The organism is Gordonia malaquae NBRC 108250, from assembly GCF_000344135.1.
GTDB lineage: Bacteria > Actinomycetota > Actinomycetes > Mycobacteriales > Mycobacteriaceae > Gordonia > Gordonia malaquae.
On record NZ_BAOP01000026.1, the window covers coordinates 16,013 to 41,604 of the forward strand.

The following is a 25,592-nucleotide window of genomic DNA, read 5'->3' on the forward strand; positions in this document are numbered from 1 at the left end:
AAGATGATCGGTGCGCCGATCAAGAAAAAGAACCGCGGCGCCGCCGGACGGCGACACCGCGGTTCTTCGTGCCGTGTGATCAGTCGAGGTTGCGCGAGATGACGAGCTTCATGATGTCCGAGGTGCCTTCTTCGATCTCCTCGAGCTTCACGTCGCGCATCCACTGCTCGACGGGGAACTCGCGGGAGTAGCCCCAGCCGCCGAGCGTCTGGACGGCCGCGTGGGTGACGAACATGGCGGTCTCGGACGCCTGCAGCTTGCACATCGCGGCGAGACCGGTGGCGCGCTGGCCGCTGTCGATCACGCGGGCGGCGTGGTGGACCAGCAGACGGGCCGACTCGATGCGGGTCGCCATCTCGGCGAGACGGAACGCGACGGCCTGGTGCTCGATGATCGGGACACCGAACTGCTTGCGCTCGCGGGCGTAGTTCAGGGCGTACTCGTACGCTGCGCGTGCGGCGCCGACGGCGGCGGCGCCGAGGACCACGCGCGAGATGTCGAAGGTGCCCATGAGGCCGTAGAAGCCCTGGCCCTCTTCACCGAGACGATCCTCGTCGGGCACGAACATGTCGTCGAAGAACACCTCGCGGCAGACGATGGCGCGCTGGCCCATCTTCTTCATTGGCTCGCCGAACGAGACGCCGGGGGTGTCCTTCTTGAACATGAAGGCGGTGACGCCGGCCGACCGCTTGGTCTTGTCGGTCTTGGCGAAGACGACGTACTGCTCAGCGGCGCCCGCGTTGGAGATCCACGCCTTCTGGCCGTTGATCTTGTATCCGCCGTCGACCTTGGTGGCGGTGGTGATGATCGACGCCGCATCCGAACCCGAACCGGGCTCGGTGGTGGCCAGCGAGGTCATGATCGCGTCGGGGCCGGTGGTCGGCGGCAGCCACTTGCGCTTCTGCTCCTCGGTGCCGAGCACCATGAGCGGGTCGGAGAAGAATCCGTTCGAGCAGACGAGGTTGCCGATGCCGGGATCGCCCCAGCACAGCTCCTCCTGGACGAGGCACTGGGTGAAGACGTCGGTCATGCCGCCGCCGCCGTACTCGGTGGGGATCATGAAGTCGGCGATGCCGACCTGCGCGGCCTTGCGGAAGATGTCGACCGGGGTCACGGTGTCGGCCTCGTCGACCTCACGGCCGCGCGGGCGGATCTCCTTCTCCGCGAAATCGTGGCAGAGCTCGATGATCTGCTTCTGCTCGTCGGTCAACGGGAATGCGGGGATGTTCACGGTGCTCATGGGATGCCTTTCTGGAGGTGGTCGAGGGAGGGGCTACAACTGGATGCTGGTGATCTCGGTGAACTCTTCGAGTCCGACGGGACCGAGTTCTCGGCCGAGTCCGGAGGCCTTCCAGCCGCCGAACGGTGCACGCGGATTGAACGGCGCGCCGTTCACGTCCACCTGACCGGTGTCGATGCGCGACGCCACGGCGATCGCGCGGTCGGTGTCGCCGGACCAGACGGCTCCGGCTAGGCCGTACTCGCTGTCGTTGGCGAGTTGCACGGCGTGGTCGTCGCCGTCGTGCGGAAGCACAACGATGACCGGACCGAAGATCTCGTCGCGTACCGCCGGGTCGTCGGCCTGCAGGTCGGCGAGGACGGTGGGTGCGACGAAGTGTCCTCCCGGGAACTCCGGCAGGGGATCGGGGCCGCCGCACACGAGGCGGGCACCCCGGGCGAGGGCGCCGTCGATCGCGGAGACGATCGACGTGCGCTGGGCGGCGGAGATGACGGGTCCGAGGTCGGTGGACTCGTCGGTGGGGTCGCCGACGCGCATGGCGGCGACGGCGTCGGCGGCGATCGTCAAGGCGTCCTCGTACCGGCTGCGGGGGACCAGCAGTCGGGACCAGGCGCTGCACGTCTGACCTGAGTTCAACAGGCCCGCGGCGACGCTCGTGCGGACCGCCTCGTCCAGGTCGGCGTCGTCGAGGATCACGCTGGCCGATTTGCCGCCGAGTTCGAGGCATGCGCGCTTGATGTTCTGGGCGGCAGCCACGGCGATGGTCTTGCCGACGCCAGTGGAGCCGGTGAACGACACGACGTCGACGCCGGGATGCTCGGCGAGAGCCGAACCCACCACGCGTCCGGCGCCGGGAACCAGGGAGAACACACCGGCCGGAACGCCTGCGGCCACGGCCGCATCGGCGAAGAGGTACGTCGACAGGGGAGTCAGCTCCGCGGGCTTCACCACGATCGGGCAGCCCGCGGCGAGAGCGGCGCCCGCCTTCGCGACCAGCTGATAAAACGGGTAGTTCCACGGCGTGATGGCGGCGACGACACCGGCGGCCCGACGCAGGACGCGTGAGTTTCCGATCGTCGTCTGCCATTCGAAGGTCCGGGCCAGGCCTGCGAAGTCGGCCATGATCTCGATGCCGAGGTCGATGTGGGCCTCGCGGGCCACGGCGACCGGGGCACCGACTTCGGCGACGGTCGCGGCGACAAGATCGTCGCGCCGGTTGCGCAGCTCGGCGACCAGCGCGTCCAGGACGTCGGCGCGTGCCTCCGGCGATGCGGTGCTCCACGCAGGGAGTGCGGCGCGCGCGGCGGCGACTGCGTCGTCGACGTCGATCGCGGTGGATGACGCCGAGGTGCCGATCGTGGCGCCTGTCGCGGGGGCGTGGACGTCGACGGTCTCGGCCACGGTGCGCCATGCGCCGTCGATGAGCGCTGCGTCGCGCTGCCACAGTGCGACTGTCGTGGTGGCGGTCATGTGCTTGTCCTTCCTGGGTGAGTGCTGGTCAGTTGTCGGTGACGATGAGAGCGTCGAGGGCGTGGACACCGTCGGGGGCCACGCGCACGGGGTTCAGCTCGATCTCGGTGATCCGCGAATCGGTTGCCGCCAGGCGAGAAACGGCGGCGACGACATCGGCCAGAGCCGCGACGTCGGTGGCGGGCTTGCCGCGCCATCCTGCGAGCAGTTTGTGAGCCCGCAGGCGCGAGATCATGTCGGTCGCGGTCGCAGCGTCGACCGGAGCCGATTCCATGACGACGTCGGCGTACACCTCGGTCGCCACGCCGCCGGTTCCGACGGTGACGGTGACTCCGAGGTCGGGGTGCCGCTGGCAGCCGATCAGGACCTCGACTCCGTCCGGGCGGGTGTCCATCTGCTCCAGCACGTAGTCGCCGTCGCCGAGTCGGGTGTGCATGTCGGTGAACACCGCCGCCACGTCGTCGCGGGTCAGACCGACCTTCACGCCGCCGACCTCGCTCTTGTGCTCGAGCCATGCGGCTTTGAGGACGAGCGGGGCGGTGAGGTCGGCCGCCGCGGTGACCGCTTCGTCCACGGTGGTGACGACGGCGCCCGCGGGGAAGGACACGCCTTCGTCGAGCAGCAGAGCGCGGGCGTTCCAGTACCCCGCGGTGGGAGCGACACCGGCGGACGGCGCGACCGCGACGTCGCGGGCGGGCTCGCGGTAGACGGCGGTGCCCGACAGAGCGCGCAGCAACGGTTCGACAGTCCCGAAGGTGGGGACGCCTGCTGCCCACAGGGCATCGGCGACGGGTCCGGCGGCCTCCATGGAGTGCACGTACAGCGGCTTGCCCGCGGTGCGTGCAGCGTCCGCGAGCCGCTGCGCGAGGGCGAGCTCGTCGTCGATCAGCCCGGGGTTGTCGGCGCCGTAGCAACCGAAATACCCGGTGAGCACCGCGGAGTCGACATCGGGATCCGCCAGTGCGAGGGCGACGGCGTTCACGTAGTTGGCGAGGTCGGCTTCTCCGGCGCCCGCCAGGTCGACGGGGTTCGACGTGGCCGCGCCCGCGGGAAGCAGATCGGTGAGGGCAGCGTCGGCCACATCGCCGAGCGGCGGGACGGACAGTCCGTGCGCGGCTGCCTGGTCGGCCGCGATGCCGCACTGACCGCCGCTGTCGCCGACGATCACCGTGCGACGGCCCGCGGGCGCGGCACCCGCGATCACACTGCGCGCCACGTCGATCACCTCGCCGGGCGACTGAGCCCGCAGGACGCCTGCCGCGCGGCACGCCGCGTCGACGATGTCGACGGGCGCGGTCAGCGAGCCGGTGTGCGAACGGGCGAGACGGCTGCCCGCGGCGCTGGCGCCGACCGTCAACAGGATCACAGGCTTGCCCGCGGCGCGCAGTGCGGCGATCGAGTCGAACAGCTCGGCGCCGCCGGTGAACGATTCGAGGTAGACGACCACGACGCGGGTCGCCTCGTGGTCGACGAGGTCGGCGAGGAGTTCGGCCGCCGTCACGTCGGTCTGGTTGCCGATCGACACGAAGCGCGAAACGCCGATGCCGTTGTGCTGGCCGAGGCGAGCGAGTTCGCTGCCGAGCTGACCCGACTGGGAGACGATCGCCATCGGACCCGCGGTGAAGTTGCCCCAGCTCAGGTCGAGTTCGCCTGCGGCGTCGTAGATTCCGAGGCTGTTGGCGCCGACGAGGCGGGCGCCGGCGGCGCGGATGCGCTCGGCGATCTCGCCCTCGTCCTCGATGCCCGCGGTGATGCCGAGGAAGCCCCGGGTGCCCATCGCGAGAGCCTCGTCGACAACGGCGCCGACCATCGGTCCGGGGACGCACAACGCGACGAGTTCGGGCGCCTCGTCGAGGGCGGCGAGAGAGGTGACGCAGGCGTGGCCGAGGACATCGCCGCCGCGTGCGTTCACGAGGTGGACGTCGCGTCGGTGCGCCCCGGCGATTGCACCGGCCGCCAGCCAGTAGCCCCACTTGGTGCGGTTCGACGACGCGCCGACCACGGCGACCGAGCGGGGGGTGCTGAACACGGACAGTCCGTTGTGGAGGGAGTTCAGGACCGGGCTGTTCATGGGTGGTGCACCTCACTGATTCGGGGGGGGAGTGTCAATAACTGACTGGCGGCTCAGTCAATAATTGTGAAGGCTGCCGGATCGTGTGTCAAGTCACATTTGAAAGTGGATGTGCCGAGATCATGCAGCGAGCGAGACGTCCCAGGTGGGAGGCCTCGGCCGAAGTGGTGGCGGCAGCCGCGGCGTACGGCCACTATGGACAGGCGATGACTGGCGAACGTATGTGGACGGTGGACGAGCCGTACGACCTCGATGCGATTCTCGGCGTCCATCGACGCGGAGCGCACGATCCCGCGTACCGGCGGGCGCCCGACGGGTCGATCTGGCGTGCAGTGCACACACCGGACGGTCCGGGAACTCTCACAGTCGTGTCGCACGGGGGCTCGATGACCGCTCGGGCGTGGGGACCCGGTGCGGAATGGCTCCTGGAGGCGGCGCCCGACATGGTCGGAGTGAACGATCAACCGGACGACCTCACGCCGGTGGATCCGGTTGTTCGCAGACTCGTCTCTGGTGCTCCCGGGCTGCGCATCGGACGCAGCGGTCGGGTGTGGGAAGCGCTCGTCGGCAACGTCATGGAGCAGAAGGTGGTCGGCAGCGAGGCGTATCGCGGATGGCGCTACCTGCTACGACGCTACGGAGTGCCCGCACCCGGGCCCGTGCCGCCGGACATGCGGGTCCCGCCGCCCCGGTCGGTGTGGCGCGACATCACCGAAGTCGACTGGCATCGCAGCGGACTCGAGCCCGTACGCATGCGGACCATTCGAGCAGCTGCGGCGGTCGACGTCGAGCGGCACGCGGACGCGCTGACCGCGCTTCGGGGAATCGGGCCGTGGACTGCGGCCCATACCCGAATCCGAGCGCTGGGAGACCCCGACGCGGTGCCGGTCGGCGACTATCACACCCCCTCGATCGTGGGGACCACGCTGATCGGGGAGAGAATCGACGACGCGCGCATGCTCGAACTCCTCGAGCCGTACCGAGGGCAGCGGTACCGCGTGGTTCGACTGTGCGAAGTCACGGGGACCGCGCCCGAGCGCCGCGGCGCCCGCATGTCGGTCCGCGACTACCGCGACATCTGACGGCCGTCTGTTCGTCGAGCGGAAACCTTGCTCGACGAACGGTGGAGCGGTCAGCCGGACAGCACCACGATCAGTGTGCAGTCGTTGTCGGGGTCGGGCTCGATCGATGCGGTGACGTCACTGATCAGGAGGTCGGTTGCGCCTTGGAGAGCTTCGTCCACGGCTCCGCGGAGGGCTCCGCGCGCCACTTCGGGGAGTCCGGGCGCGAGGTCGTCGAGCTCGCACGCGCACACTGTCAGCAGATGGCGGCCGAGCTCGGAGGCCACTGATCTCACCTCCACGCCCAGTCTCGTCAGTGTCGACTCGACGGCGATCACGGGGTCGGGAAGCGACGTCTGCGGTGCCGGCGCGAGCTGCCGGGCCCACTCGCGTCCGACGTCGGACGCGGCGTCTTCTCGTGCTTCGGGTGTGTCCCCGAGTCTCATCAACAGCAATCGGGTGAGACGGGCGGCGGCCGCCGGCGGTGCGATCCGATACGCCACGCGGGGGCGTCCGACACCTTCCGGCGGCAATTGGACCGTGACGGCGTCGCCGTCGGTGACCAGGTTGATCAGGTGGAATCGGGCGGTCGTCGAGTGGATGCTCAGCGCTCGCGCCACCTCGTGAGCGTCAAGGCCCGACTCCGACTCGGCGAGCAGATCGCGCACCCGGTCGCGCGGCTTGCCGATCACGTCAGTCATCGTCGGTCGTTCCCCTGTGGTCGGCTGGATGCGTGGCAGAACTGACAAGTGTGCCAGCACCGAACCCGGTGCGTACCACCCGGCCGCCGACATGCCGTCCCGGTCGGTGCTCCGCCGTGGATCATCACGAGGTCCACGGACAACGGTCTCAGCGTCGGCCGGTCAGGTGAGGATCAGCGTCAGTGAGCAGTTGCCGCTTGCGTCGGGTTCCACGTGAACGGCGTAGGTGCGGTCGAGGATCGGTGACGCTGCCGCAAGCGATTCCTCGACTGCGCCGCGGACCACTCCGCGGGCGATCTCGGGAACTGTGCCCGCGAGATGTTTCAGGGGGCACGAGCAGACGTTCACCCTGTGACGGCCGAACTCTGACAGTGCTCCCGTCACGCGAAACCCGAGGCGGGTGAGGGCGGCCTCGACGGCGATCACGGGATCCGGCGGCAGCGCCTGTGGCGGCGCGGTATGCATACGTGCCCAGTCGCGGCCGGCGACGGCGGCCGCGTCCTCCCTCTGCTGCGAGGTGGCGCCCAACTGCATCAGGAGGAGCGAACCGAGTTCGTCTGCGGCGGGCTGCGGCGCGATACGGTAGGCGACTCGTGGTCGTCCGACGCCTTCGGGCGCCAACTGAACTGTGACAGCGGTGCCCTCGTCGACGAGGTTCTTCAAATGGAATCGAGCCGTGGTGACGTGGACGTCGAGGGCCCGGCCCACTTCGTGCGCGTCGAGGCCGTCCGCCGCGTCGGTGAGGAGAGCACGAACCCGTTCCCGTGGTTTCGCGGTGATCACGTTGTCATCAGCCATCGCCGGCGACTTCTACTTTCCGTGGACGACGACGAGGGCGACAGCCCCCGCCTCGACGGCCTTCAGCGAATGGGGGACGCGGGCGTCCACGCGGATCGCAGTGCCGGGTCGAAGCTGCACGGTTGTGCCTTCGACGGTGAAGTCGATGACACCCGACTGGCCCATGACGACGATCGGGTGGACTGCCACGTGTTCGCGCATCTCCTGGCCGTCGGCGAACGCGATCCGCACGATCGTCTCGCTCTCGCTGAGATGCAGACGCTTCACCGTCGCGCGGTCCCCGGCGGCGTCACCCGGTGCGTTAAGGCCGTCAAGGTAGGTGAAGTGGTCGCTCATGACGGCTTCACTGCGATCATCTCGATGGCTGCCATCTCCTTGCGGTACTTGCGGAACACCTTGCGCATAGCCAGGATCCGGCCGCGTGCCGCACTGTTGCCCGCGATGTTCCAGACGATGCGCAGGGTCTGAGCCATGCCTTCGTCGGCGATCATGCGACGCGGCTGCAGCAGTGCCATCGGAGCGAAGCCGACCTCTTCGATGACGAACCCGGCCTCTTCGAGGAGTGCGCGCCATTCGGCTTCGGTGAGGGGACGGGCGTTGACCTTGATCGACTTGGCGAGGGCCCTGCGGATCTCGGTCTTCTCCGCGTCGTCGAGGGTGTCGGGGTGCAGCGCCAGCTCGTGGATCGCGTAGCGGCCGCCCGGTCGCAGGACGCGGAACGCCTCGGCGACGATCTCGTTCTTGCCGCGATCACCCTGCATCGTCAGCATGGCTTCGCCGACCATGACGTCGGCCGATTGGGCGTCGAGTCCCGTCTGATTCGCCTCGGCGAGCCGGACCGTGCCGCTCGTCCCGATGGCGTCGGCCGTGAGGTCGACGGCTTGGCGGTCGGCTTCGATTCCGATGTAACTGGCGGGCTTGCGGTGCAAGATGTCGACGGCGGTCTTGCCGAGTCCGGGTGCGAGTTCCACGACGTCGGCGTCGGTGACACGGGCGTCATCGAGGAGACGTTCGGTGAGTTCCTGACCGCCGGGACGCAGCACGCGTTTGCCCATGCGGGCGAGGAGCCAGTGGCCGGGCATGTCGTCGTCCTTGCGGGCGGCGAGGGGGAGTTCGGAACTGGACATGGTGCCTCCCGAGAATAGTTTGAATGAACTTTTCTCATTTAAATAGGCAACCCTTGCTTTGGTCAAGCGTGTGGCGGCTCACTCGCCTTGTGAGCGTGGATGTACTGTCCGACGCCGGTGATCGTCTGCTCCAGGTGGACGGCGCCTAGTCGTGAGAACCGCATCAGCAGTTCGTCACGCCCGAAGATCCGCAGGCCCGACAGGCCCGCGACCTGACGTGCTCCGGGAAGCGCAGCGATCGATGCCTCGACGGAGGTGAAAACAATGACCTCGCCGCCGGGCGCGCAGACGCGCATCATCTCGTCGAGCACGGGCAGTGGATCCGGAATCAGATACAGCGCCGCCAGGCAGAGGACGGTGTCGAAGGAGTCGTCCGGGAACGGCAGTTTGTGAGCGTCGCCCCTCACGTACGTCACCCGGCTGCCACGATTGTCCCGTGCAGCTTGTGCGAGCATCGACGCCGAGAAGTCGACGCCGACGTACCTGCCGTCACCCGTCAGACCCTTCGACGCGTCGCCGCTGTAATTGCCGGGGCCGCAGGCGATGTCGAGGACGTGACGATCGCCTGGCTGGGCGAGACGTGCGCGGAGGGCGCGGTCGTAGTCGGCGGTCCCTGAACCGCCGAGGCTGAATCCGCGCGTGAACAGCGGTCGCCACGCGCGTTCGTACACCTGCGAGAACACCGGGGCGGCCATCAAACGCTGGGCGATGGACACCATCAGAAGGTGTCCCGTTGCACGCGGAGCACACCGATGGTGGTGGCCAGGGAGTCGTACTGTCCGACGAGGAGCGTGAACGCGATCGCCTGGCGTTCGGTGAGGTGGCGACGAAGCGCGTCCCACGTCTGATCGGAGACATCCCGATCGGCGACGATCTCTCCGACGGCGAGCAGCAGGCTGCGTTCACGGTCGCCCCACTCGGCGTCCGGGCCCTCGATGATGCGGTCGAAGGCGTCGGCGCTGATTCCGGCCTTGGCGCCGAGGCGGCGATGGTGGTCGAGTTCGTAGTCGCATCCACGCAGGTGAGCCACGCGGATGATGATCATCTCCGTCTCCCGGCGGGAGAGTTCGCCGAAGGGCATCATGCGCGACGAGAAGTGCAGCCAGCCTCGGAACAGGCCCTTGCTTCGTCCCAGCGTCGCGAAGATGTGCGCGTTGTCGGTGCCGGTCGCGAGCGACATCGCGCGCACCACCATCCAGTTGATCGGTCCGAGATCGCCGAAGCCGCCCGGGCTCACACGAGGTGTGGTCATGACCACACCGTAGTCCGTGTGCTCGGGTCCGGTGTCAGCGGTGGAGGGCGGGAGCGAGGGTGCGCCAGCTGTCTTTGAGTTCGCGATAGAACAGGCCCCACGTGTGAGCGCCCGTGGAGAACACCCGATAGGTGTGTCGGACGCCCGCCCCCATGAGCGCGCTGCGCATCTGAGAGGTGCAGTCTCGGACGATCGTCTCGACCTGAGTCGGGCCGACGATGAGCCCCGGGTAGCCGAGGACCGGGCCGTCGAACCGGCCGGGGACGCCGCTGCCGACGCCCAGGTACACGGCTTTGCCCGCGAGGCGGAGAGGATTGCGCGCCGGATCGTGATCGACCCAACCGGGAGCACCGGGCGCACCGAACACCGCGAACGGGTTCTGTCCGCCGCTGGCCATCGTCGCGACGACCGCGGTGGTCCCCAGCGGGGACGTGATCGCCGGGCAGCCGCTGTACGACGCCGCTGCGACGAATCGGCGATCGCGACCGGCGACGTCGAGCGCGGACGAGGCGCTGTGCGACAGACCCGCGATGCCCGCCCTGCCCGTCGTCGGGAAGCGGGCGTCGATCGCATTCGGGAGCTCGTGTGTGAGGTAGCGCTGCCACCCCGGGGTCGAGTACCAGGTGTAGCCGCCGCCGACCGGCGACACCACGGTGACACGTTTGCCCGCGAAGAACTTCCGGTACCGCGTCTTGCGCAGCCAGCTGTCGCCGTCGACGCCGCCGGACTTCCCGTTCAGGAGGTAGAACACCGGAGTCGCGCCGGGGCCTCCGGGCAGCAGCACCTGGTTGGTGATCGTTGCGCGGAGCGCTGGGGAGTAGACCCGGACGAGCGCGAGCTGGCCGTCGACCCGATGAACACTAACGACGCGTGCAGTAGCGGCATCGGCGGTGCCGGGTTGCCCGGCCAACGTGGCGACGATCGCCGCGACAACTGCCAGCAGTGTGAGTTTCGTCCGTAGTCCTGAGGTCACAGGGACTGATGGTGCCGGACGGACATCACGAAACGATAATCGGGCTAGCCCTCACGTTGTGGTGTACGGCGAGACCGTGCTGCGGTGCTCTTCGATGTCGAGCGTCGATCCGAGCGGCGGGAACGCTCGCTGCGGACAGTTCTTTCGATCGCAGACACGGCAGCCCGCGCCGATCGGCGTGGCCCGCGCGTCCGCGCCGATCCCGACGCCGTCGGAGTAGACGACACGATTCGCATGGCGCAGTTCGCAGCCCATGCCGATCGCGAACGTCTTGCCAGGCTGCCCGTACCGGGCGGCGCGACGTTCCACAGTTCTCGACACCCAGAAGTACTCGCGGCCGTCGGGCATCTCGGTGATCTGAGTGAGGATCTTCCCCGGTGAGGTGAACGACTCGTACACGTTCCAGAGCGGGCAGGTGCCGCCGCTCGAGGAGAAGTTGAATCCGGTCGCCGACTGCCGCTTCGACATGTTGCCTGCGCGGTCGACGCGAACGAACGTCCACGGCACCCCGCGCAGATTCGGCCGCTGCAGCGTCGACAGTCGGTGGCAGACGGTCTCGTAGGAGACGGCGTAGAACGCGGAAAGCCGTTCGATGTCGTACCGGTAGTCCTCGGCCGCGCCGTGGAATTGGGCGTACGGCAGCACCGCAGCCGCGGCGAAGTAACTCGCGAGCCCCTGCCGCGCGAGGGCCGTCGCGTCGTCGGTGGAGAACCCGCCCTCGGCGACCAGCGACGTGATGAGATCGCCGAACTCCAAGTACGCGAGCTCTGCCGCGACCTTGAACGCACGCTGCCCGGGGGACAGCGCTGCGGAGAACTCGATCAGTCGTTGGTCCTTGTCGAAGCGGTGCAGCACATTGTCGCCGAGGTCGACGCGCCGTGCGATCCGGACGCCGTGCACGTCCTCGATGCGCGAGGTCAGACCGGCTCGGACGTCTGCCGAGTGCATGCGCATGCGTGAGGTGAGGCTTTCGGCGGCCTCGTCCAACTCGTGGATGTAGTTGCGCCGTTGATAGAAGAAGTTCCTCACCTCTTCGTGTGGTGCACTGATCGCGCCGCGGCCGCCGGGCTCACCGCGGCCCGCGGTGGCGGCGGCGAGTTGTTCGGACACCACGCGGTATCGGCTGTACATGCCGACCAGTGCCTCGGCGATCGCCCGGTGCGAGCCGACCATCGCCGACACCTCGTTGGCGTCGCTCGCCGCCGGATCGAAATCTAGGTCCTCGTCGAGCAGTGCCTCGCGGAGTTCGGCGACGAGCCGGACATCGTCCTGGGGATCGAAGAACCCGATGTCGATGCCGAAGATCTCGGTGATCTTCGCCAGCACCGGTGCGGTCAGGGGTCGGGTGTCGTGCTCGATCTGATTCAGGTACGACGCCGAGATCCCCAGGGTCGACGCCATCGTCAGCTGTGACAGCCCTCGCTCACCGCGGAGTCGGCGCAGACGCGCGCCGACGTACATCTTCTTGCCACTCATCGAGTGCGGGATCCTCCCTGCCACGCAGCGCGCGGATCGAATCGGGTGCCGACATCGACCGTCGGGGTACCGTGACCGCGTGCGATCACGACTCTCGGGTACGTCCATCATCACTGTTTCGACTGCGGTTGTCGCGGCGATGCTCCTGACCTCGTGTGGATCATCCGAACCGGCCGATCCCGGCTCGGACCTCCCGTCGCGACTGCTTCCGGGCGACTCGGTGCCGCAGGGCTTCACCGTGGTCCCGCAGTCGGTCGGCGAGCTGATAGCGGCCAATCGCAGCACGCTCGAATCGGCGTCGACCGTCGGGTTCGTTCCGGCCGAGTGCAAGCCGACGGCCGATGCCAAGTTCAACCCGCAGCTCACAGAGGACAACACAGTCCTGCTCGTGGCGCAGTCGGAGACCGGCACGTTCAGTGAACTCCTCACCACGGTGCGGCGTGACGTCGATGCCGACCGCCGTGACACCAGCGGGCCGTGCGCTTCGGTGACTGCGACCCCGTCGACCGGTTCCCTCGCGGGAATACCGATCGTCAACACGTCGGTCGAACTCCCCGCACTGCGCGGCGACGACATCGTCGTCTCGTATCTGGTCCGGACCGACTCGGTGAAACGGCCCGCGGGCGCCAACCCGCGCTCGCGGACCGCGCTGCTCGCCAACGTGCTCGTGAAGCGGCCCGGAGGGCAGGTCGTGACAATCCAGATGGGTGTCTCCGGAACCGAGGTCGAAGTGACGCCGGAGGTCGCCGCGGGCGCCGTGCCGGGGGCTCCGCTGACCCAGCCGCCGCTCGACGAGGCCGCGTTCACCGACCTCGTGAAGGCTGCGGTGGAGCGCGCTGCCGCAGAGTAGGCGACATCGCTCGTCACGCACAGTGTGGTGATGTCACTCACACGCACGAATTCTTGTGTGAGCCACCGCGCATGTGTAGACGCTGAGCGTCACGTGAGGGCGGGAGTGGGCCGCCCGGCGTTTTCCCAGTACGCGCGTACTTTTTTGTTGAGAGGCCCTCCGTGAGGGCCTCTGGATCTTCACAACATTTGCAAAAACGGGATGAGTGCTGTTCGAAGTTTGCATCGGCAGGGGCTAGACCAGGACGTTTGATCTGTGGCAACCTTGCGTCAGGCATCGCCTCCAGGTGCACTCCGGTTCGCAATCGGGGAGTACCGAGATCCAAGAAGACACTGCGAATCAGCAGTTCTAACGAAAGCGAAGGCTATGAGCAACGTCGGAAAGCCGCGTACCGCCGCCGAGATCCAGCAGGATTGGGACACCAACCCGCGCTGGAACGGCATCACCCGTGACTACACCGCAGAGCAGGTCGTGCAGCTGCAGGGTTCGGTCGTCGAGGAGAACACCCTCGCCCGCCGCGGCGCCGAGATCCTGTGGGACGGCGTCACCAAGGGTGACGGCAGCTACATCAACGCCCTGGGCGCGCTGACCGGCAACATGGCCGTCCAGCAGGTCCGTGCAGGCCTCAAGGCCATCTACCTGTCGGGCTGGCAGGTTGCGGGCGACGCGAACCTCTCGGGCCACACCTACCCGGACCAGTCGCTGTACCCGGCCAACTCGGTCCCCGCCGTCGTTCGTCGCATCAACAACGCGATGCTGCGCGCCGACGAGATCGCCGCAGTCGAGGGTGACAACTCGGTCGACAACTGGGTCGTCCCGATCGTCGCCGACGGCGAAGCAGGCTTCGGTGGCGCACTCAACGTGTACGAGCTCCAGAAGGCCATGATCTCGGCCGGCGCCGCAGGCACCCACTGGGAGGACCAGCTCGCCTCGGAGAAGAAGTGCGGCCACCTCGGCGGCAAGGTGCTCATCCCCACCCAGCAGCACATCCGTACGCTCACCTCGGCTCGCCTCGCAGCCGACGTCGCGAACACCCCCACCGTCGTCATCGCCCGCACCGATGCTGAGGCCGCAACCCTGCTGACCTCGGACGTCGACGAGCGTGACCGCCCGTTCCTGGACGGCACCCGCACCGCCGAAGGCTTCTACGGCATCAAGAACGGCATCGAGCCCTGCATCGCCCGCGCCAAGGCATACGCCCCTTACGCGGACATGATCTGGATGGAGACCGGCAAGCCCGACCTCGAGCTCGCCAAGCAGTTCGCCGAGGCTGTCAAGGCAGACTTCCCGGACCAGCTCCTCTCGTACAACTGCTCGCCTTCCTTCAACTGGAAGCAGCACCTGGACGACGACACCATCGCCAAGTTCCAGAACGAGCTCGGCGCGATGGGCTTCACCTTCCAGTTCATCACCCTCGCAGGCTTCCACGCCCTCAACTACTCGATGTTCGACCTGGCTCACGGCTACGCCCGCAACCAGATGTCGGCATACGTCGACCTGCAGGAGCGCGAGTTCGCTGCTGAGGAGCGCGGCTACACCGCCACCAAGCACCAGCGTGAGGTCGGCGCAGGCTACTTCGACAAGATCGCCACCACGGTCGATCCCAACACCTCGACTGCAGCCCTCAAGGGCTCGACCGAAGAGGGCCAGTTCCACTAAGCCCTTCGACTGCGCTCAGGATGCTGGGTGCACGGTTGACGCCTTGACGATCCCGGGTCAGGCGGGGCCTCCGGCCCCGCTCGGCCCGGGATTGTTGCTACCTACCCCTGGAGCGCGGAACTACCATGGCAAGCGAGAAGATCTCCCGCGTCGGCGTTGTCGGCGCAGGTCAGATGGGCTCCGGTATCGCCGAAGTATGTGCCCGCGCAGGAGTCGACGTCCTCGTCTACGAGTCGAGCAGAGATCTTGTCATCGCGGGCCGAGCGCGCATCCTCGGATCTCTCGACCACGGTGTGTCCACCGGAACGCTCACTGAACGTGAGCGTGAACAGGCGTCGTGGCGGCTGCGCTTCACATCTGACCTCGCCGATTTCGCCGATCGCCAACTGGTCGTCGAAGCCGTGATCGAGGACGAAGGCGTCAAGACCGCGATTTTCAGCGAGCTCGACGGCGTTGTCGTCGATCCTGACGCGGTTCTCGCCTCCAACACGTCGTCGATCCAGATTCGCACGCTCGGCTCGGCGACGCGGCGCCCTTCCCGCGTGGTCGGCCTCCACTTCTTCAATCCGGTTCCCGTGCTCCCGCTGGTGGAACTGGTCACCACCGAGGCCGCAGGCGTCGACGTGATCGCTCGCGCCGAGACCTTCGCCCACGATGTCCTGGGCAAGCAGGTGATCCGCTCCGACGATCGATCCGGGTTCGTCGTCAACGCGCTCCTGGTCCCGTACCTCTTGTCCGCGATGCGGATGGTCGAGAGCGGTTTCGCGACTGTGGACGACGTCGACAATGCGATGGTCCTCGGGTGCGCCCATCCGATGGGGCCGCTCAAACTGGCCGACCTCGTCGGCCTCGACACCGTGAAGGCGATCGCGGAGAAGATGTTCGACGAGTTCAACGAACCGTTGTATGCGCCGCCCGCGGTGCTCGTGGAGAAGGTGGCCGCGGGGAGTCTGGGAAAGAAGTCGGGTTGCGGCTTCTATGAGTACTCCGACCGCGTCGCTGTCGCCTCGTAGTAGAGACCCGCGCTCCGCACTCATTTTGCTAGCAGTGAGCTGAAGTCTCGGATCCGCGTGGAGCAGAGGCTTCCGATTAGTAACTCTGCAGGTCAACCTGGTGAAAACTCGTGGTTTCAGATGTTTTACCTTCTGGTGATCCTTGCCACGTTCGCTAGCACAGTGCTTGCTCTAGTTAGCAGATTGCGTGATACTCGAAGAGTCAAGCAACAACGTGAACTAGGAGTTCCCATGAGCACCGCCGAACGCACCCTCCCCACCCCGGTCTTCGCTGTCGTCGGCGCAGGCGACGCCGCCGTCCAGGAAGTCAAGGACGCCCTCGCCGACCTGCGTACCCGCGCAGAAGCCCGCCGCGAAGCGACCCAGACCCGCATCGAGAGCGCCCGCACCCGCCTCGAGTCCACCCGCACCCGCATCGAGGAGCTCCCCACCGAGTTCCCGAGCATCGACGAGCTCCGCGAGAAGCTGACCGCAGAAGAGCTCCGCAAGGTCGCCGATCCCTACGTCGAGCGCGCCACCAGCCTGTACAACTCGCTCGCTGAGCGCGGCGAGACCGCCGTTGCCCGCATCCGTGAGAACGCTGTCGTGTCGGAGAACCTGACCCGCGTCGAGAAGGCCTACAACGACGCCGTCGACCTCACCGAGGACGCCCTGGGCGCCGTGTCGTCGCAGACCCGCGCGGTCGGCGAGCGTGCCGCCGGACTCGTCGGCCTCGCAGCCGACAAGGTCGAAGACGCAGCCGTCGACCTCTCTGAGGCTTCGACCAAGGTCGAAGAAGCGGCCGTCAAGGTTGAGCAGGCCGCCGCCAAGGTCAAGGCCGACACCAACGCCGCAGCCAACAAGGTCGCAGGCGCCGCCGGCACCGTCGAGGCCAAGGCTCGCACCGCCGCCGCGTCGCCCGCCAAGAAGGTCGCCGCTGCCAAGAAGGCCGCAGCACCGGCTAAGAAGGCCGCCCCGGCCAAGAAGGCTCCGGCCGCCAAGTAAGGTTTACTCGAAAGACCCCGTCACCTCTCTCTGCAGGTGGCGGGGTCTTTCGCGTTCCCCTGCTCATTGAGCCGCCTCCCGGCCCCTTGGTCAGGATGGTTCCCCTGCTCATTGAGCCGCCTCCGAGGCGCTAGCCGAGGTGGCGTGTCGAAGTGTGATGCCAGTTGCGCCGAGGGGCGAGAACAGCGGTCGCGCAGTCCTCGCCGGCTCGGCTGGCGCCTCGCGGGCTGCGGAGTAGCGCGACCACTGTTCTCGCCCCTCGGCTCCGCTGCCCGCGTCCGTCGCCGTACTAGTCCAGCGAAGCGACTCGTGCCTTCTCCGCTTCGACATCGAACGTGGCGGGAGGCCAGGCGAGGTCGAGTGACTCCAGCGCGTCGAGAAGCAGTTGGGCGACAGACAGGCGCGCGAACCACTTGCGGTCAGCCGGAATGAGGTGCCACGGCGCGGCATCGGTGTCGGTGAGATCCAGAACATCCTGGTAAGCGGCGAGATAGTCGTCCCACAGGGCGCGTTCGTCGATGTCGTTCGGATCGTACTTCCAGTACTTGTCCGGTCGATCCAAGCGCTCGGCGAGACGGTTGCGCTGCTCATCCTTCGACACCGTCAGCAGACACTTCACAATCGTCACACCCGATTCGGTCAACTCCTTCTCGAAGGTGTTGATCTGCTCGAACCTCGGACGCCATACGCTCTCGGGGACCACGTTGTGGACACGAACAGGAAGCACGTCCTCGTAGTGCGAGCGATCGAACATCCCGATCCTGCCTGGTCTGGGCAGGGCATTGCGGATCCGCCACAGGAAGTCGTGCGCGAGTTCTTCGTCGGTGGGCTTCCCGAAGCCGGCCACGGTGAGCCCTTGGGGATCGAACAAGCCGCCGACGTGCCGGACGATGCCGCCCTTGCCCGCGGTGTCCATGCCCTGCAGGACCAACAGGACAGAGCGTGTCCCACCGGAACGTCCTTCGGCGTAGAGCATCTCCTGCAACGATGCGAGCCGTTCCCCGATGACGGCCAACTCGGCAGTCCCCGATGTCTTGTCGCCGTTGTATCCGGGAGTCGACGACGCGTCGAACGTGGCGATCGGGCCGACGGAACGAGCCCGGAGAGCCGACGTCTGAACCTTGTCCGTCACTGGTCCTCAGTCTCGATCGGCGGCATGGGGAGCGGATCGGCAGCGAACGCGGCGGGATCGCCGTTGCGTGTCACGATGCCGACGATTCCGCCCCACACCAGCATCGTCAATTCGTCCACCAACTGCGCAGATGAGCCGTCTCCATGCGCGAGAACATCGTCGACCGCGCGGATGATGGCACCGACGATCGCAGCGGCCCACGTCCGAGAACCGGAGGTCAAAGCTCCTCGTGCCGACAATCGAGCCTCAAGCGTCGACGCGACGGCTCCGGTGAAGATTCGTTCGGTGTGGGCGATCGACAGGCTGCCCGCCGTCCGTCCGGTGGTGAAGAGATACAGGTTGGGGTCCTCGGCGACGGTCTCGACATATGCGCCGATCACCGCGCGGACCAGGTCGTAGTCGACCAGATCGTCCGTCAGGGCGACAGTCACCTTCGGCAGCAGAGTCGACTCCATGTAGGTGACGGTGACCGCTGCGGCGAGGTCGTTCTTGTCCGCGAAGTACCGGTACAGCACGGTCTTCGACACTCCGATGTGCGACGCGATCTCGTCCATCCCGGCTTCGGCGCCGAGATCGCGGAGCGCCTCGATCGTCCCCCACGTGAGCTCGGCGCGCCGCTCCTGCTTGTGTTTCTCCCACCGTTGCTTGCGGCCGTCCGACGTGACAGCCTCGACCGCAGGCACCAGTATGCGCTGCTCCAGCTCACGTGTGAGGGTGCGCGCGGCGTTCACGGCCACCGAGGCGGACGACAGCGGATTGAGGTTCGGCATCACCTGGCAACACTAGTGCGTGTTCGGGAAGACTGGTGGCGTGTCGACAACCTTGGGACAGCAGCCACAGCTGCCGAGATCGACGCCCGCAGGTCTAGACGTCGCGGGCGACGAACAACGCGCACGTGACCTCCGCAAGATGAAGATCGTCGCGACAGGCATGCTCCTCGGGGCGGCGGCGGTGTACTTCGTGATGCGCTGGATCGAGCACCGGGACGGTGCAGACACCGCAGCATGGGTCGGCTTCGTTCGTGCGGCCTCGGAGGCGGGAATGGTCGGCGCCCTCGCCGACTGGTTCGCCGTCACCGCGCTGTTCCGGCAGCCGCTCGGCATCCCGATCCCGCACACGGCGCTGATCCCCCGCAAGAAGGATCAGATCGGCGACCAGCTCGGCGAGTTCGTCGAGCAGAACTTCATGACGCCCGAGGTGATAGTCGATCGTGCGGTCTCCCTCGACCTGCCGCGCCGTGTATCCGGGTGGGTCGCCGACCCCGCGAACGCAGGACGCGTCAACGACGAAGTGTCGCGTGCGATCAAGCTCGGTTCCGAGATGCTGCGCGATGAAGACGTCGAGAAGTTCATTCAGGCAGTGCTCAAGTGGGCCGCCGAACCGCTGTGGGCTCCGCCGCTCGGTCGCATCCTCGAACAACTCGTCGACGAGGATCGGGTGGAGCCGATCGTTCAGATGCTCTGCGACCGCGCCCACGAATGGGCGCTCGGCAGCAGTGAGCTCATCGACCGCGTCGTCGACCGGGACGGTCCAGCGTGGGTGCCGAACTTCGTGAACAACCTCGTCGGCGACAAGATCTACAAGGAACTGACCGAGTTCACCTACAAGGTGAGGGCGGATCCGTCCCACGACGTCCGTCGAGCGATGCACGACTTCGTCAAAGACTTCGCGTACGAGCTGCAACACGATGAGGCGACGATCGCCAAGTTCGAAGGCATCAAGGCCGAACTCCTCGGGCGCGACGAGGTGAACGGCGCCGCGTCGACGGCCTGGCAGGCGGGTAAGGACGTCATCGAGCAGATGCTCGACGACCCGTCGTCGACCCTCCGCACATCGATCGTCGACGCAGTGGTCCGGCTCGGCGTCCGGATCCGTGACGATCAGCCGCTGCAGGACAAGATGAACACGTGGATCGCGCGGATCGCCCGCCACGTCGCGGAGAACTACTCGACCGAGATCATCTCCGTCATCACCGACACCGTTCGGGGCTGGGACGCCGAGGAGACCAGTCGCAAGATCGAACTGCAGGTGGGTCGCGATCTCCAGTTCATCCGCATCAACGGCACTGTGGTCGGCTCCCTCGCAGGTCTCGCGATCTACACGATTTCCGTGCTCGTGTTCGGCTGACCTCTCGCAGTCGAGGGGACGGCCGGTGCTTGCACTTGTTAGCACTCGTTCGGCACACTGGACTTCTAGAGAGAAGCAGGTTGATCGAACGTGAGCAGTCACAGTAAGAAGTCCGATGCCGAGCAGTGCGACGACGCGAGCACCGCGGACGCGGTTGCGGCGGCAGCGCAGGACATAGGCGCATTCATCCGCACGCAGCGGCTCTCGGCGCAGGTGTCTCTTCGCCAGCTCGCCGAACGGGCCGGGGTGAGCAATCCCTACCTGTCGCAGATCGAACGGGGACTCCGGAAGCCGTCGGCGGACGTCCTCGCGCAGATCGCCAAGGGCCTGCGCGTCTCGGCGGAGGTCTTGTACGTCCGCGCCGGGATCCTCGAGGAGCGTCCGGCCAGTCCGGTCCGCGACGCGCTGCTCGTCGACGACTCGATCAGCGAACGCCAGAAGCAGATGCTCCTCGAGATCTACGACTCGTTCCGACGTGAGAACGCGCAGACAGAGGACGGCGCAGACGACGCGGCGTCCAACGTTGACAACGCTCGTGGGTAAGGTGGCCTGGTGACTGTTCAAGACGTGGTACTCAACGCCCGGTTGTACCTGGTGCTTGCGCTCGGTGTCATCGCCGGAGTGTCGGCGCTGGCGGCGCTCGTGCATGCGGTGAGCACACGGGCCGACGCGTTCACCGCGGTGGACGCGCAGTCGAAGACGTTCTGGGTCGCGCTCCTCGCCGGCTCCAACGTGCTGATCTGGCTGTTCGTGATCGGCGGACTCGGGATGATGGTGCTGTTCCTGGTGGGCGTGGTCGCGTCGATGGTGTACATCGTCGACGTCCGTGTCCGCGTCGATGAGATCCTGAACCGCAACTGGTTCCGGAAGCTCGGATGACGCTCGTCAGGGCCGACGCATGACCGAATACCGCATCAACGACCTCGCCCAGGTGTCGGGCGTCAGTGTCCGCAACATCCGCGTCTACCAGGACCGCGGATTGTTGCCCGCACCCACCATCCGCGGCCGCACCGGATGGTACTCCGACGAGCACCTCGTCCGGCTCAACCTGATCTCCCGCATGCTCGAGCGCGGCTACACGTTCGCCACGATCAGCGAGCTTCTGCACGCGGCGCATTACGGCATGAAGGTGGAGCACGTACTGCGCGCGTCGCCGAAGACCAACCGGTTGATGAGCATCAAACGGGCCGCCACCATCACCATCACGGAGCTGCGGAAGTCGCTCGGAGCGTCGGATCGGGCGATCGGTATCAGTCAGAAGCTCGGGCTCCTCACGAAAGACGGCGCGCACTACGCGGTGCGCAACCCAGAAGTACTCGGTAGTGCTGAAGCCCTGGTCAAAGCGGGTATTGACATCGACGTGCTGCTCGACATGTGGGTGCGAGTGGAGCAGGATCTGGCCGACGTCGCGCACAGCTTCGTCTCGTTGATCACTGACAAGTACTTCGACGAGAATCTGCCGGAGCTGGGAGACCAGACATTCACGCGGATCGCTGAACTCATCCAGACTGTGCGTCCCATGGCGCACGAGATCGTCGAGTCGGCGTTCTCGAAAGCACTTGACGACGAGATCTCCCGCGCAGTCGGCGAGGCGAGCTCGATCTTCGACAAGTCGAAAGGCCCCGCGGCGTCGTCGGGTGACTGACGCCGTGCACTGAGAGGAACACTCATGGTTGACGTGAACTGGCGTGGTCTAGGCAAGGGCGCGCTGATCGGCGCGGGAGTAGTCGGAGGTGTCATCGCCGCCGAACTGGGGACTGTCGGAGCGCTCATTCTGCGCGAGGCGTTCAAGTACCCGACCCCCGTCCAGGACGGTCCGGACCCGCGGGTCGAGCCGCCGGCAAAGGCGCCCCGCTCGTCCGTCGTGGGAACGCCGGACGGTGCACTGCTCCACGTCGCGACACTCGGCGACGTCGACGCCGCAGACGAGGTGATCGTCCTCATTCACGGATGGACGTGCAACACCGGATTCTGGAATCCGCAGTTCCATCACTTCGCGGACAGCCGCGCAGTCATCGCGTATGACCATCGAGGGCACGGACTGTCCGAGCTGGGCTCGGTCCGGCCGTCCGTCGAACTCCTCGGTCAGGACCTGCAGACCGTCCTGGAGGAGATGGTCCCAGAGGGCAAACGAGCCGTGCTGGTCGGGCATTCCATGGGCGGGATGACGATCATGTCGTGGGCAGCGCAGTTCGGTTCGGGGATGGAGGAGAAGATCTCGGCCATCGTCCTGACGTCGACGGCTGCGAAGGACGTCGTTCAGCGTCAGCAGCTCGTTCCCGAACTTCCGCGTTTCCTCCGTCCGGCCGAACCGGTGGTGGAGCGTGCGTTCGTCTCTCTGCCGCTTCCTCTTGCGAGCAACGACTTGAGCGCCAGGATCGCGCACTACGTCGCTCTCGGCCCGGTCGCGCGGCAGGCGCATGTCGACTTCACCGACAAGCAACTCGCCGCGTGTTCGCCGTCGGCGCGCGGCGCATGGGGAACGGCCATGTACAGCCTCGACGTGACCGCGGGCCTCGAACGGATCTCCGTTCCGACCGCTGTTGTCGTCGGCGCGAAGGATCGCTTGACGAAGGTGGAGCATTCACGGGAGATGGCCGACGTGCTCCGAGCCAACGGGGTGCTGCACTCGTACACGGAGTTCCCGGGCGCGGGTCACATGGTGCCGTTCGAGCGCGCCGACGCGTTCAACGCAGTGCTCGACACCGTCCTCGGCGATGTCAGCGAGGCAGTGAACAGCTGACGAACACGGGCTCGGGGTGCAGGACGACGCCGAACGCGTCGCGCACCCCGTCCCGCACGTCGGCGGCCAACGTCACCAGGTCGGCGGTGGTCGCGGCACCACGATTCGTCAACGCCAGAGTGTGCTTGGTGGACAGTCGCGCGGGAGCGTCCTCGGCGGGGTAGCCGCGAGTGAAGCCTGCCCGTTCGATGAGCCAGCCCGCCGACAGTTTCGATCCGCCGTCGGACGGAAAGCAGGGGATCTTCACATCGTCGCCGACCTTCGCGACGATCGCCGCCATCACCTCGTCGATCCGGTCGTCGCCGACCACCGGGTTGGTGAAGAACGATCCCGCACTCCACGTGTCGTGGTCGTCGGCGTCGAGCACCATGCCCTTGCCCGCCCGCAGGCCGAGCACCACATCTCTCACCTGGGCGGCGGGAGCCGACGAGCCTTCGTCCACGCCGAGACGCTGAGCCAACTCTCGGTAGGCGATCGGCTGCGAGACTCCGCCCGGATTGAGCCGGAAGCTGACCGTGAGGACCACGTGTGTGTCGGTGCCCTTGAGCTTCGACGTCCGGTATGCCAACTCGAGGGCCGACGGTGCGACCCACTCGGCTCGGCCGGTGGCCCGGTCGAGCAGTTCGACGCCGCGCAGCAGGTCGCCGACCTCTACCCCGTACGCGCCGACGTTCTGCACCGGCGTGGTGCCTGCGGCGCCGGGGATGCCGGAGAGGCATTCGAGTCCACCGAAGCCTGCGTCGACGGTCGCGGCGACCAGCGTGTCCCAGTCGGTTCCGGCAGCGGCGGTGACGAACGGTCCGTCGTCGTCCGAGTCGAAGGTGATGCCGGTGCTGCGGACGATGACCGCGGTGCCCGCGAAGCCGTCGTCGCCGATCACCAGGTTCGATCCACCACCGATCAACAGGACCGGTTCGTCGGCCCGGTCGAGTCGGGTCACCGTCGCCACGAGCGACGCCGTGTCCGTGCACTCGACGACGGCTCGCGCGGGTCCGCCGAGACGCAGCGTGGTGTACGCGGACAGGAGCTGTGCGTGGGTCATGCGGGTAACGGTAACCTCTCCTTCATGGCGAGCAACTTCGAGCATTCGGTGTCGTACCCGTTCTCTGTGGCAGAGCTGTGGTCTCTGCTCAGCAGTGAGCAGTACTGGCGTGATCTGCTGAAGGCGACCAACGCCGATCACGGTGTCCTCGAATCGTTCACCGTCGACGGCGACTCGGTGACCGTCGTGACCAAGCAGGGCATCGCCGCGGCGAACCTGCCGAAGGCCGTCACCGCGGTGCGCCCGGGCGATCTGGAGATCCCTCGCACCTGCGTGTTCACCCGAAACGGCGACACGATCACGGGCCGGATGGACGCATCGGTGACGGGTGCTCCGGCCAAGATCTTCGGTGACATCACGATCGCGGGCGATCAGGCTGTGGCGAAGTACGCCGGCAGCATCGACGTTCCGATCCCGTTTGTCGGCGGAAAGATCGAACGCGCCGTCGCCGAGCAGGTCGTCATCCTTCTGGACGCGGAGCGCGACGCAACGCTCGATTTCCAGCAGAGTTAATTTCCCAGTTACCCTGGGGTCCATGGCACGACGGCTCAGTTACTCCGCCCGCTACGAGCACCCGGCGGAGAAGATCTACCAGGCGCAGATGCAGCGGGAGTACTGGGACGCGCTGATGGTGCAGTTCCGGGAACTGACGCCCATCTCGAACGTCGAAGAGTTCGAGTCCGGTGACGACGGCATGCGAGTGGTCCTCAAGCAGACGATCACACGCGACATGCTCCCGCCGGTCGCTCAGACCGTGATGAAGAAGGACATGGTCATCACGCGGGTGGAGACGCTCGGCGCGTTCGTCGCCGACAAGACGCCCGGCACCTATACTGCGTCGATCCCCGCCGGTCCGGGCTCGTTGAACGGCGAGCAGGTGCTGTTTCCGACGGAGACCGGCTGCACCGTCCGCAAGACGACCGAGGTGAAGGTCTTCCTTCCGTTCATCAACGGCAAACTCGAACAGCTGATGCTGATCAACCTGGTGGACCTGTTCCGCGGTGAGGCCGAGTTCACGGCCGAATGGGTGAGCAAGAACCTCGCATGACCCGATCCGGACGGGCGGGCCGACCGCTCGGACGGATCACCCGTGGCACCACCAACATCAACCGACTGCGCCGCGTCGACCGCGCGATGGCGGGCGACCGTCGGGTGCGGGCAGCACTGGACGTGCCGCAGCCGCTCGCCGTCGACCTCGGGTACGGCGGACGCCCGGACACCGCCGTCGAGATGGCTCACCGCCTCCGTGCCGTCGTCCCAGGACTGAGCCTGGTCGGTCTCGAGATCGATCCGGACCGGATCGTGGAACCTCGTGACGGTGTCCGCTTTGCGCTCGGCGGGTTTGAACTCGCCGGACTGAGACCCAATCTGGTCCGCGCCTTCAACGTCCTCCGGCAGTACGACGAGGCCGAAGTCGACGAGGCGTGGGCGCAGATGCGATCGGCGCTCGCGCCGGGCGGGCTGATCGTCGAGGGCACGTGCGATGAGATCGGGCGTAGACACTGCTGGGTGCTGCTCGACGCCGACGGGCCCGTCGAACTGACTCTGTGCTGGTCGCCGACCCACTCGGATCGGCCATCTGATCTTGCGCCGCGACTGCCGAAGGCGCTGATTCACCGCAACGTGCCGGGCGAACTCGTCCACGACCTGCTCGTCGCCGCCGACCGAGCGTGGGATCGAGCGGCCGGACAGGCAGCTTTCGGGCCACGTGACCGGTGGAGGGTGGCGCTGGGAATGCTCGCCGACGACGGAGTGCCGGTCGTCGTCCCGCGTGGTCGGCGGGTGGACAACATGCTCACCGTGCCCTGGTCGGCGGTTCACCCGTCCTGACACTAGGGTGATCTGAACGGACGATGCTCTCAGCACAGGCATT

At 66.9% G+C, this 25,592-nt stretch carries 27 protein-coding genes; 13 read left to right on the plus strand and 14 right to left on the minus strand.

Annotated features, from left to right (window positions below; all coding sequences use genetic code 11):
- Positions 1-79 precede the first annotated feature (79 nt).
- From GM1_RS15950 to GM1_RS15960, 3 genes are read right to left on the minus strand one after another with little or no spacing between them, the layout of a single operon-like run.
- Positions 80-1,240 (minus strand): acyl-CoA dehydrogenase family protein, encoded by a 1,161-nt coding sequence (locus GM1_RS15950; protein ID WP_008380509.1) that lies wholly within the window; start codon positions 1,238-1,240, stop codon positions 80-82.
- 33 nt (positions 1,241-1,273) lie between these two features.
- Entirely contained in the window at positions 1,274-2,710 is a 1,437-nt protein-coding gene (locus GM1_RS15955; RefSeq protein WP_008380510.1) for an aldehyde dehydrogenase family protein, read from the minus strand.
- Positions 2,711-2,738: 28 nt separating this feature from the next.
- On the minus strand, positions 2,739-4,781 hold the full coding sequence (locus GM1_RS15960; RefSeq protein WP_008380512.1) for an acetate--CoA ligase family protein: 2,043 nt from the start codon (positions 4,779-4,781) through the stop codon (positions 2,739-2,741).
- Between the two features lie 206 nt (positions 4,782-4,987).
- On the opposite strand from GM1_RS15960, the gene GM1_RS15965 reads away from it, so the two are divergent.
- On the plus strand, positions 4,988-5,863 hold the full coding sequence (locus GM1_RS15965) for a DNA-3-methyladenine glycosylase family protein (RefSeq protein ID WP_008380514.1): 876 nt from the start codon (positions 4,988-4,990) through the stop codon (positions 5,861-5,863).
- 50 nt (positions 5,864-5,913) lie between these two features.
- On the opposite strand, the gene GM1_RS15970 is transcribed toward GM1_RS15965, so the two are convergent.
- The 8 genes from GM1_RS15970 to ramB all read right to left on the minus strand — a co-directional run bounded on the left by GM1_RS15970 (position 5,914) and on the right by ramB (position 12,169).
- A complete protein-coding gene (locus tag GM1_RS15970) occupies positions 5,914-6,543 on the minus strand; it encodes a helix-turn-helix domain-containing protein (protein ID WP_008380515.1) in 630 nt (209 codons plus the stop codon).
- A 162-nt stretch (positions 6,544-6,705) separates the two neighbouring features.
- Positions 6,706-7,341, minus strand: a complete 636-nt coding sequence (locus GM1_RS15975; RefSeq protein ID WP_008380516.1) for a helix-turn-helix domain-containing protein — start codon at positions 7,339-7,341, stop codon at positions 6,706-6,708.
- A gap of 12 nt (positions 7,342-7,353) precedes the next feature.
- Entirely contained in the window at positions 7,354-7,677 is a 324-nt protein-coding gene (locus GM1_RS15980) for a cupin domain-containing protein (RefSeq protein ID WP_008380517.1), read from the minus strand.
- Positions 7,674-8,468 carry a class I SAM-dependent methyltransferase gene (locus GM1_RS15985; protein ID WP_008380518.1) on the minus strand — a complete coding sequence of 265 codons (795 nt, stop codon included), beginning with the start codon at positions 8,466-8,468 and terminating at the stop codon, positions 7,674-7,676. Before GM1_RS15985 ends, GM1_RS15980 begins: the two co-directional genes overlap by 4 nt.
- A 62-nt stretch (positions 8,469-8,530) precedes the next feature.
- The gene (locus GM1_RS15990) at positions 8,531-9,187 is read right to left on the minus strand and encodes a class I SAM-dependent methyltransferase (protein WP_008380520.1); all 657 of its coding nucleotides are present in this window, start codon (positions 9,185-9,187) and stop codon (positions 8,531-8,533) included.
- On the minus strand, positions 9,187-9,720 hold the full coding sequence (locus GM1_RS15995; protein ID WP_008380522.1) for a carboxymuconolactone decarboxylase family protein: 534 nt from the start codon (positions 9,718-9,720) through the stop codon (positions 9,187-9,189). Before GM1_RS15995 ends, GM1_RS15990 begins: the two co-directional genes overlap by 1 nt.
- Before the next feature lie 34 nt (positions 9,721-9,754).
- Complete coding sequence (locus GM1_RS16000) at positions 9,755-10,693, minus strand: alpha/beta hydrolase (protein ID WP_008380523.1); 939 nt, start codon at positions 10,691-10,693, stop codon at positions 9,755-9,757.
- A 51-nt stretch (positions 10,694-10,744) separates the two neighbouring features.
- Positions 10,745-12,169, minus strand: a complete 1,425-nt coding sequence (ramB, locus tag GM1_RS16005; RefSeq protein ID WP_008380524.1) for an acetate metabolism transcriptional regulator RamB — start codon at positions 12,167-12,169, stop codon at positions 10,745-10,747.
- Positions 12,170-12,248: 79 nt separating this feature from the next.
- Here ramB and GM1_RS16010 point away from each other — a divergent pair, with 79 nt between their 5' ends.
- The 4 genes from GM1_RS16010 (at position 12,249) to GM1_RS16025 (ending at position 16,675) form a co-directional block, all read left to right on the plus strand.
- Positions 12,249-13,019, plus strand: a complete 771-nt coding sequence (locus tag GM1_RS16010; RefSeq protein ID WP_040520411.1) for a hypothetical protein — start codon at positions 12,249-12,251, stop codon at positions 13,017-13,019.
- A 366-nt stretch (positions 13,020-13,385) separates the two neighbouring features.
- On the plus strand, positions 13,386-14,678 hold the full coding sequence (gene aceA / locus GM1_RS16015; RefSeq protein WP_008380526.1) for an isocitrate lyase: 1,293 nt from the start codon (positions 13,386-13,388) through the stop codon (positions 14,676-14,678).
- A 125-nt stretch (positions 14,679-14,803) separates the two neighbouring features.
- A complete protein-coding gene (locus tag GM1_RS16020; RefSeq protein ID WP_008380528.1) occupies positions 14,804-15,691 on the plus strand; it encodes a 3-hydroxybutyryl-CoA dehydrogenase in 888 nt (295 codons plus the stop codon).
- Between the two features lie 231 nt (positions 15,692-15,922).
- Positions 15,923-16,675, plus strand: a complete 753-nt coding sequence (locus GM1_RS16025) for a hypothetical protein (protein WP_008380530.1) — start codon at positions 15,923-15,925, stop codon at positions 16,673-16,675.
- A gap of 289 nt (positions 16,676-16,964) precedes the next feature.
- Here GM1_RS16025 and GM1_RS16030 read toward each other — a convergent pair whose 3' ends face one another.
- Positions 16,965-17,807 (minus strand): polyphosphate kinase 2 family protein, encoded by an 843-nt coding sequence (locus tag GM1_RS16030; protein WP_008380531.1) that lies wholly within the window; start codon positions 17,805-17,807, stop codon positions 16,965-16,967.
- On the minus strand, positions 17,804-18,577 hold the full coding sequence (locus tag GM1_RS16035) for a TetR/AcrR family transcriptional regulator (protein WP_157436107.1): 774 nt from the start codon (positions 18,575-18,577) through the stop codon (positions 17,804-17,806). Before GM1_RS16035 ends, GM1_RS16030 begins: the two co-directional genes overlap by 4 nt.
- A gap of 139 nt (positions 18,578-18,716) precedes the next feature.
- On the opposite strand from GM1_RS16035, the gene GM1_RS16040 reads away from it, so the two are divergent.
- The 5 genes from GM1_RS16040 (at position 18,717) to GM1_RS16060 (ending at position 22,677) form a co-directional block, all read left to right on the plus strand.
- Entirely contained in the window at positions 18,717-19,934 is a 1,218-nt protein-coding gene (locus GM1_RS16040; protein WP_008380534.1) for a DUF445 domain-containing protein, read from the plus strand.
- Positions 19,935-20,024: 90 nt separating this feature from the next.
- Entirely contained in the window at positions 20,025-20,477 is a 453-nt protein-coding gene (locus GM1_RS16045) for a helix-turn-helix domain-containing protein (RefSeq protein WP_008380535.1), read from the plus strand.
- 9 nt (positions 20,478-20,486) lie between these two features.
- A complete protein-coding gene (locus tag GM1_RS16050; RefSeq protein WP_008380537.1) occupies positions 20,487-20,813 on the plus strand; it encodes a DUF2516 family protein in 327 nt (108 codons plus the stop codon).
- A gap of 19 nt (positions 20,814-20,832) precedes the next feature.
- Positions 20,833-21,579: a MerR family transcriptional regulator gene (locus GM1_RS16055; RefSeq protein WP_008380540.1), complete on the plus strand. Its 747-nt coding sequence runs from the start codon at positions 20,833-20,835 to the stop codon at positions 21,577-21,579.
- 24 nt (positions 21,580-21,603) lie between these two features.
- A complete protein-coding gene (locus GM1_RS16060; RefSeq protein ID WP_008380541.1) occupies positions 21,604-22,677 on the plus strand; it encodes an alpha/beta fold hydrolase in 1,074 nt (357 codons plus the stop codon).
- Here the strand turns inward: GM1_RS16060 and GM1_RS16065 are convergent.
- Entirely contained in the window at positions 22,655-23,719 is a 1,065-nt protein-coding gene (locus tag GM1_RS16065; protein WP_008380543.1) for a UDP-N-acetylmuramate dehydrogenase, read from the minus strand. The genes GM1_RS16060 and GM1_RS16065 overlap by 23 nt on opposite strands.
- Positions 23,720-23,743: 24 nt before the next feature.
- Here GM1_RS16065 and GM1_RS16070 point away from each other — a divergent pair, with 24 nt between their 5' ends.
- Genes GM1_RS16070 through GM1_RS16080 form a run of 3 tightly spaced genes read left to right on the plus strand, consistent with a single transcriptional unit; the run spans position 23,744 to position 25,549 of the window.
- The gene (locus GM1_RS16070; protein ID WP_008380545.1) at positions 23,744-24,232 is read left to right on the plus strand and encodes a DUF2505 domain-containing protein; all 489 of its coding nucleotides are present in this window, start codon (positions 23,744-23,746) and stop codon (positions 24,230-24,232) included.
- Positions 24,233-24,254: 22 nt separating this feature from the next.
- Positions 24,255-24,767: a DUF2505 domain-containing protein gene (locus GM1_RS16075; protein WP_008380547.1), complete on the plus strand. Its 513-nt coding sequence runs from the start codon at positions 24,255-24,257 to the stop codon at positions 24,765-24,767.
- Positions 24,764-25,549, plus strand: a complete 786-nt coding sequence (locus GM1_RS16080) for a class I SAM-dependent methyltransferase (protein WP_008380548.1) — start codon at positions 24,764-24,766, stop codon at positions 25,547-25,549. The genes GM1_RS16075 and GM1_RS16080 overlap by 4 nt, the downstream gene beginning before the upstream one ends.
- The last annotated feature ends 43 nt before the right edge of the window (positions 25,550-25,592 follow it).

Bases quoted from the DNA above. Each gene is read 5' to 3' on its own strand.
- GM1_RS15950 (WP_008380509.1), bottom strand. From the start codon at position 1,240: ATGAGCACCGTGAACATCCCCGCATTCCCGTTGACCGACGAGCAGAAG.
- GM1_RS15955 (WP_008380510.1), bottom strand. From the start codon at position 2,710: ATGACCGCCACCACGACAGTCGCACTGTGGCAGCGCGACGCAGCGCTC.
- GM1_RS15960 (WP_008380512.1), bottom strand. From the start codon at position 4,781: ATGAACAGCCCGGTCCTGAACTCCCTCCACAACGGACTGTCCGTGTTC.
- GM1_RS15965 (WP_008380514.1), top strand. From the start codon at position 4,988: ATGACTGGCGAACGTATGTGGACGGTGGACGAGCCGTACGACCTCGAT.
- GM1_RS15970 (WP_008380515.1), bottom strand. From the start codon at position 6,543: ATGACTGACGTGATCGGCAAGCCGCGCGACCGGGTGCGCGATCTGCTC.
- GM1_RS15975 (WP_008380516.1), bottom strand. From the start codon at position 7,341: ATGGCTGATGACAACGTGATCACCGCGAAACCACGGGAACGGGTTCGT.
- GM1_RS15980 (WP_008380517.1), bottom strand. From the start codon at position 7,677: ATGAGCGACCACTTCACCTACCTTGACGGCCTTAACGCACCGGGTGAC.
- GM1_RS15985 (WP_008380518.1), bottom strand. From the start codon at position 8,468: ATGTCCAGTTCCGAACTCCCCCTCGCCGCCCGCAAGGACGACGACATG.
- GM1_RS15990 (WP_008380520.1), bottom strand. From the start codon at position 9,187: ATGGTGTCCATCGCCCAGCGTTTGATGGCCGCCCCGGTGTTCTCGCAG.
- GM1_RS15995 (WP_008380522.1), bottom strand. From the start codon at position 9,720: ATGACCACACCTCGTGTGAGCCCGGGCGGCTTCGGCGATCTCGGACCG.
- ramB (WP_008380524.1), bottom strand. From the start codon at position 12,169: ATGAGTGGCAAGAAGATGTACGTCGGCGCGCGTCTGCGCCGACTCCGC.
- aceA (WP_008380526.1), top strand. From the start codon at position 13,386: ATGAGCAACGTCGGAAAGCCGCGTACCGCCGCCGAGATCCAGCAGGAT.
- GM1_RS16020 (WP_008380528.1), top strand. From the start codon at position 14,804: ATGGCAAGCGAGAAGATCTCCCGCGTCGGCGTTGTCGGCGCAGGTCAG.
- GM1_RS16025 (WP_008380530.1), top strand. From the start codon at position 15,923: ATGAGCACCGCCGAACGCACCCTCCCCACCCCGGTCTTCGCTGTCGTC.
- GM1_RS16035 (WP_157436107.1), bottom strand. From the start codon at position 18,577: ATGCCGAACCTCAATCCGCTGTCGTCCGCCTCGGTGGCCGTGAACGCC.
- GM1_RS16040 (WP_008380534.1), top strand. From the start codon at position 18,717: ATGAAGATCGTCGCGACAGGCATGCTCCTCGGGGCGGCGGCGGTGTAC.
- GM1_RS16055 (WP_008380540.1), top strand. From the start codon at position 20,833: ATGACCGAATACCGCATCAACGACCTCGCCCAGGTGTCGGGCGTCAGT.
- GM1_RS16060 (WP_008380541.1), top strand. From the start codon at position 21,604: ATGGTTGACGTGAACTGGCGTGGTCTAGGCAAGGGCGCGCTGATCGGC.
- GM1_RS16065 (WP_008380543.1), bottom strand. From the start codon at position 23,719: ATGACCCACGCACAGCTCCTGTCCGCGTACACCACGCTGCGTCTCGGC.
- GM1_RS16070 (WP_008380545.1), top strand. From the start codon at position 23,744: ATGGCGAGCAACTTCGAGCATTCGGTGTCGTACCCGTTCTCTGTGGCA.
- GM1_RS16075 (WP_008380547.1), top strand. From the start codon at position 24,255: ATGGCACGACGGCTCAGTTACTCCGCCCGCTACGAGCACCCGGCGGAG.
- GM1_RS16080 (WP_008380548.1), top strand. From the start codon at position 24,764: ATGACCCGATCCGGACGGGCGGGCCGACCGCTCGGACGGATCACCCGT.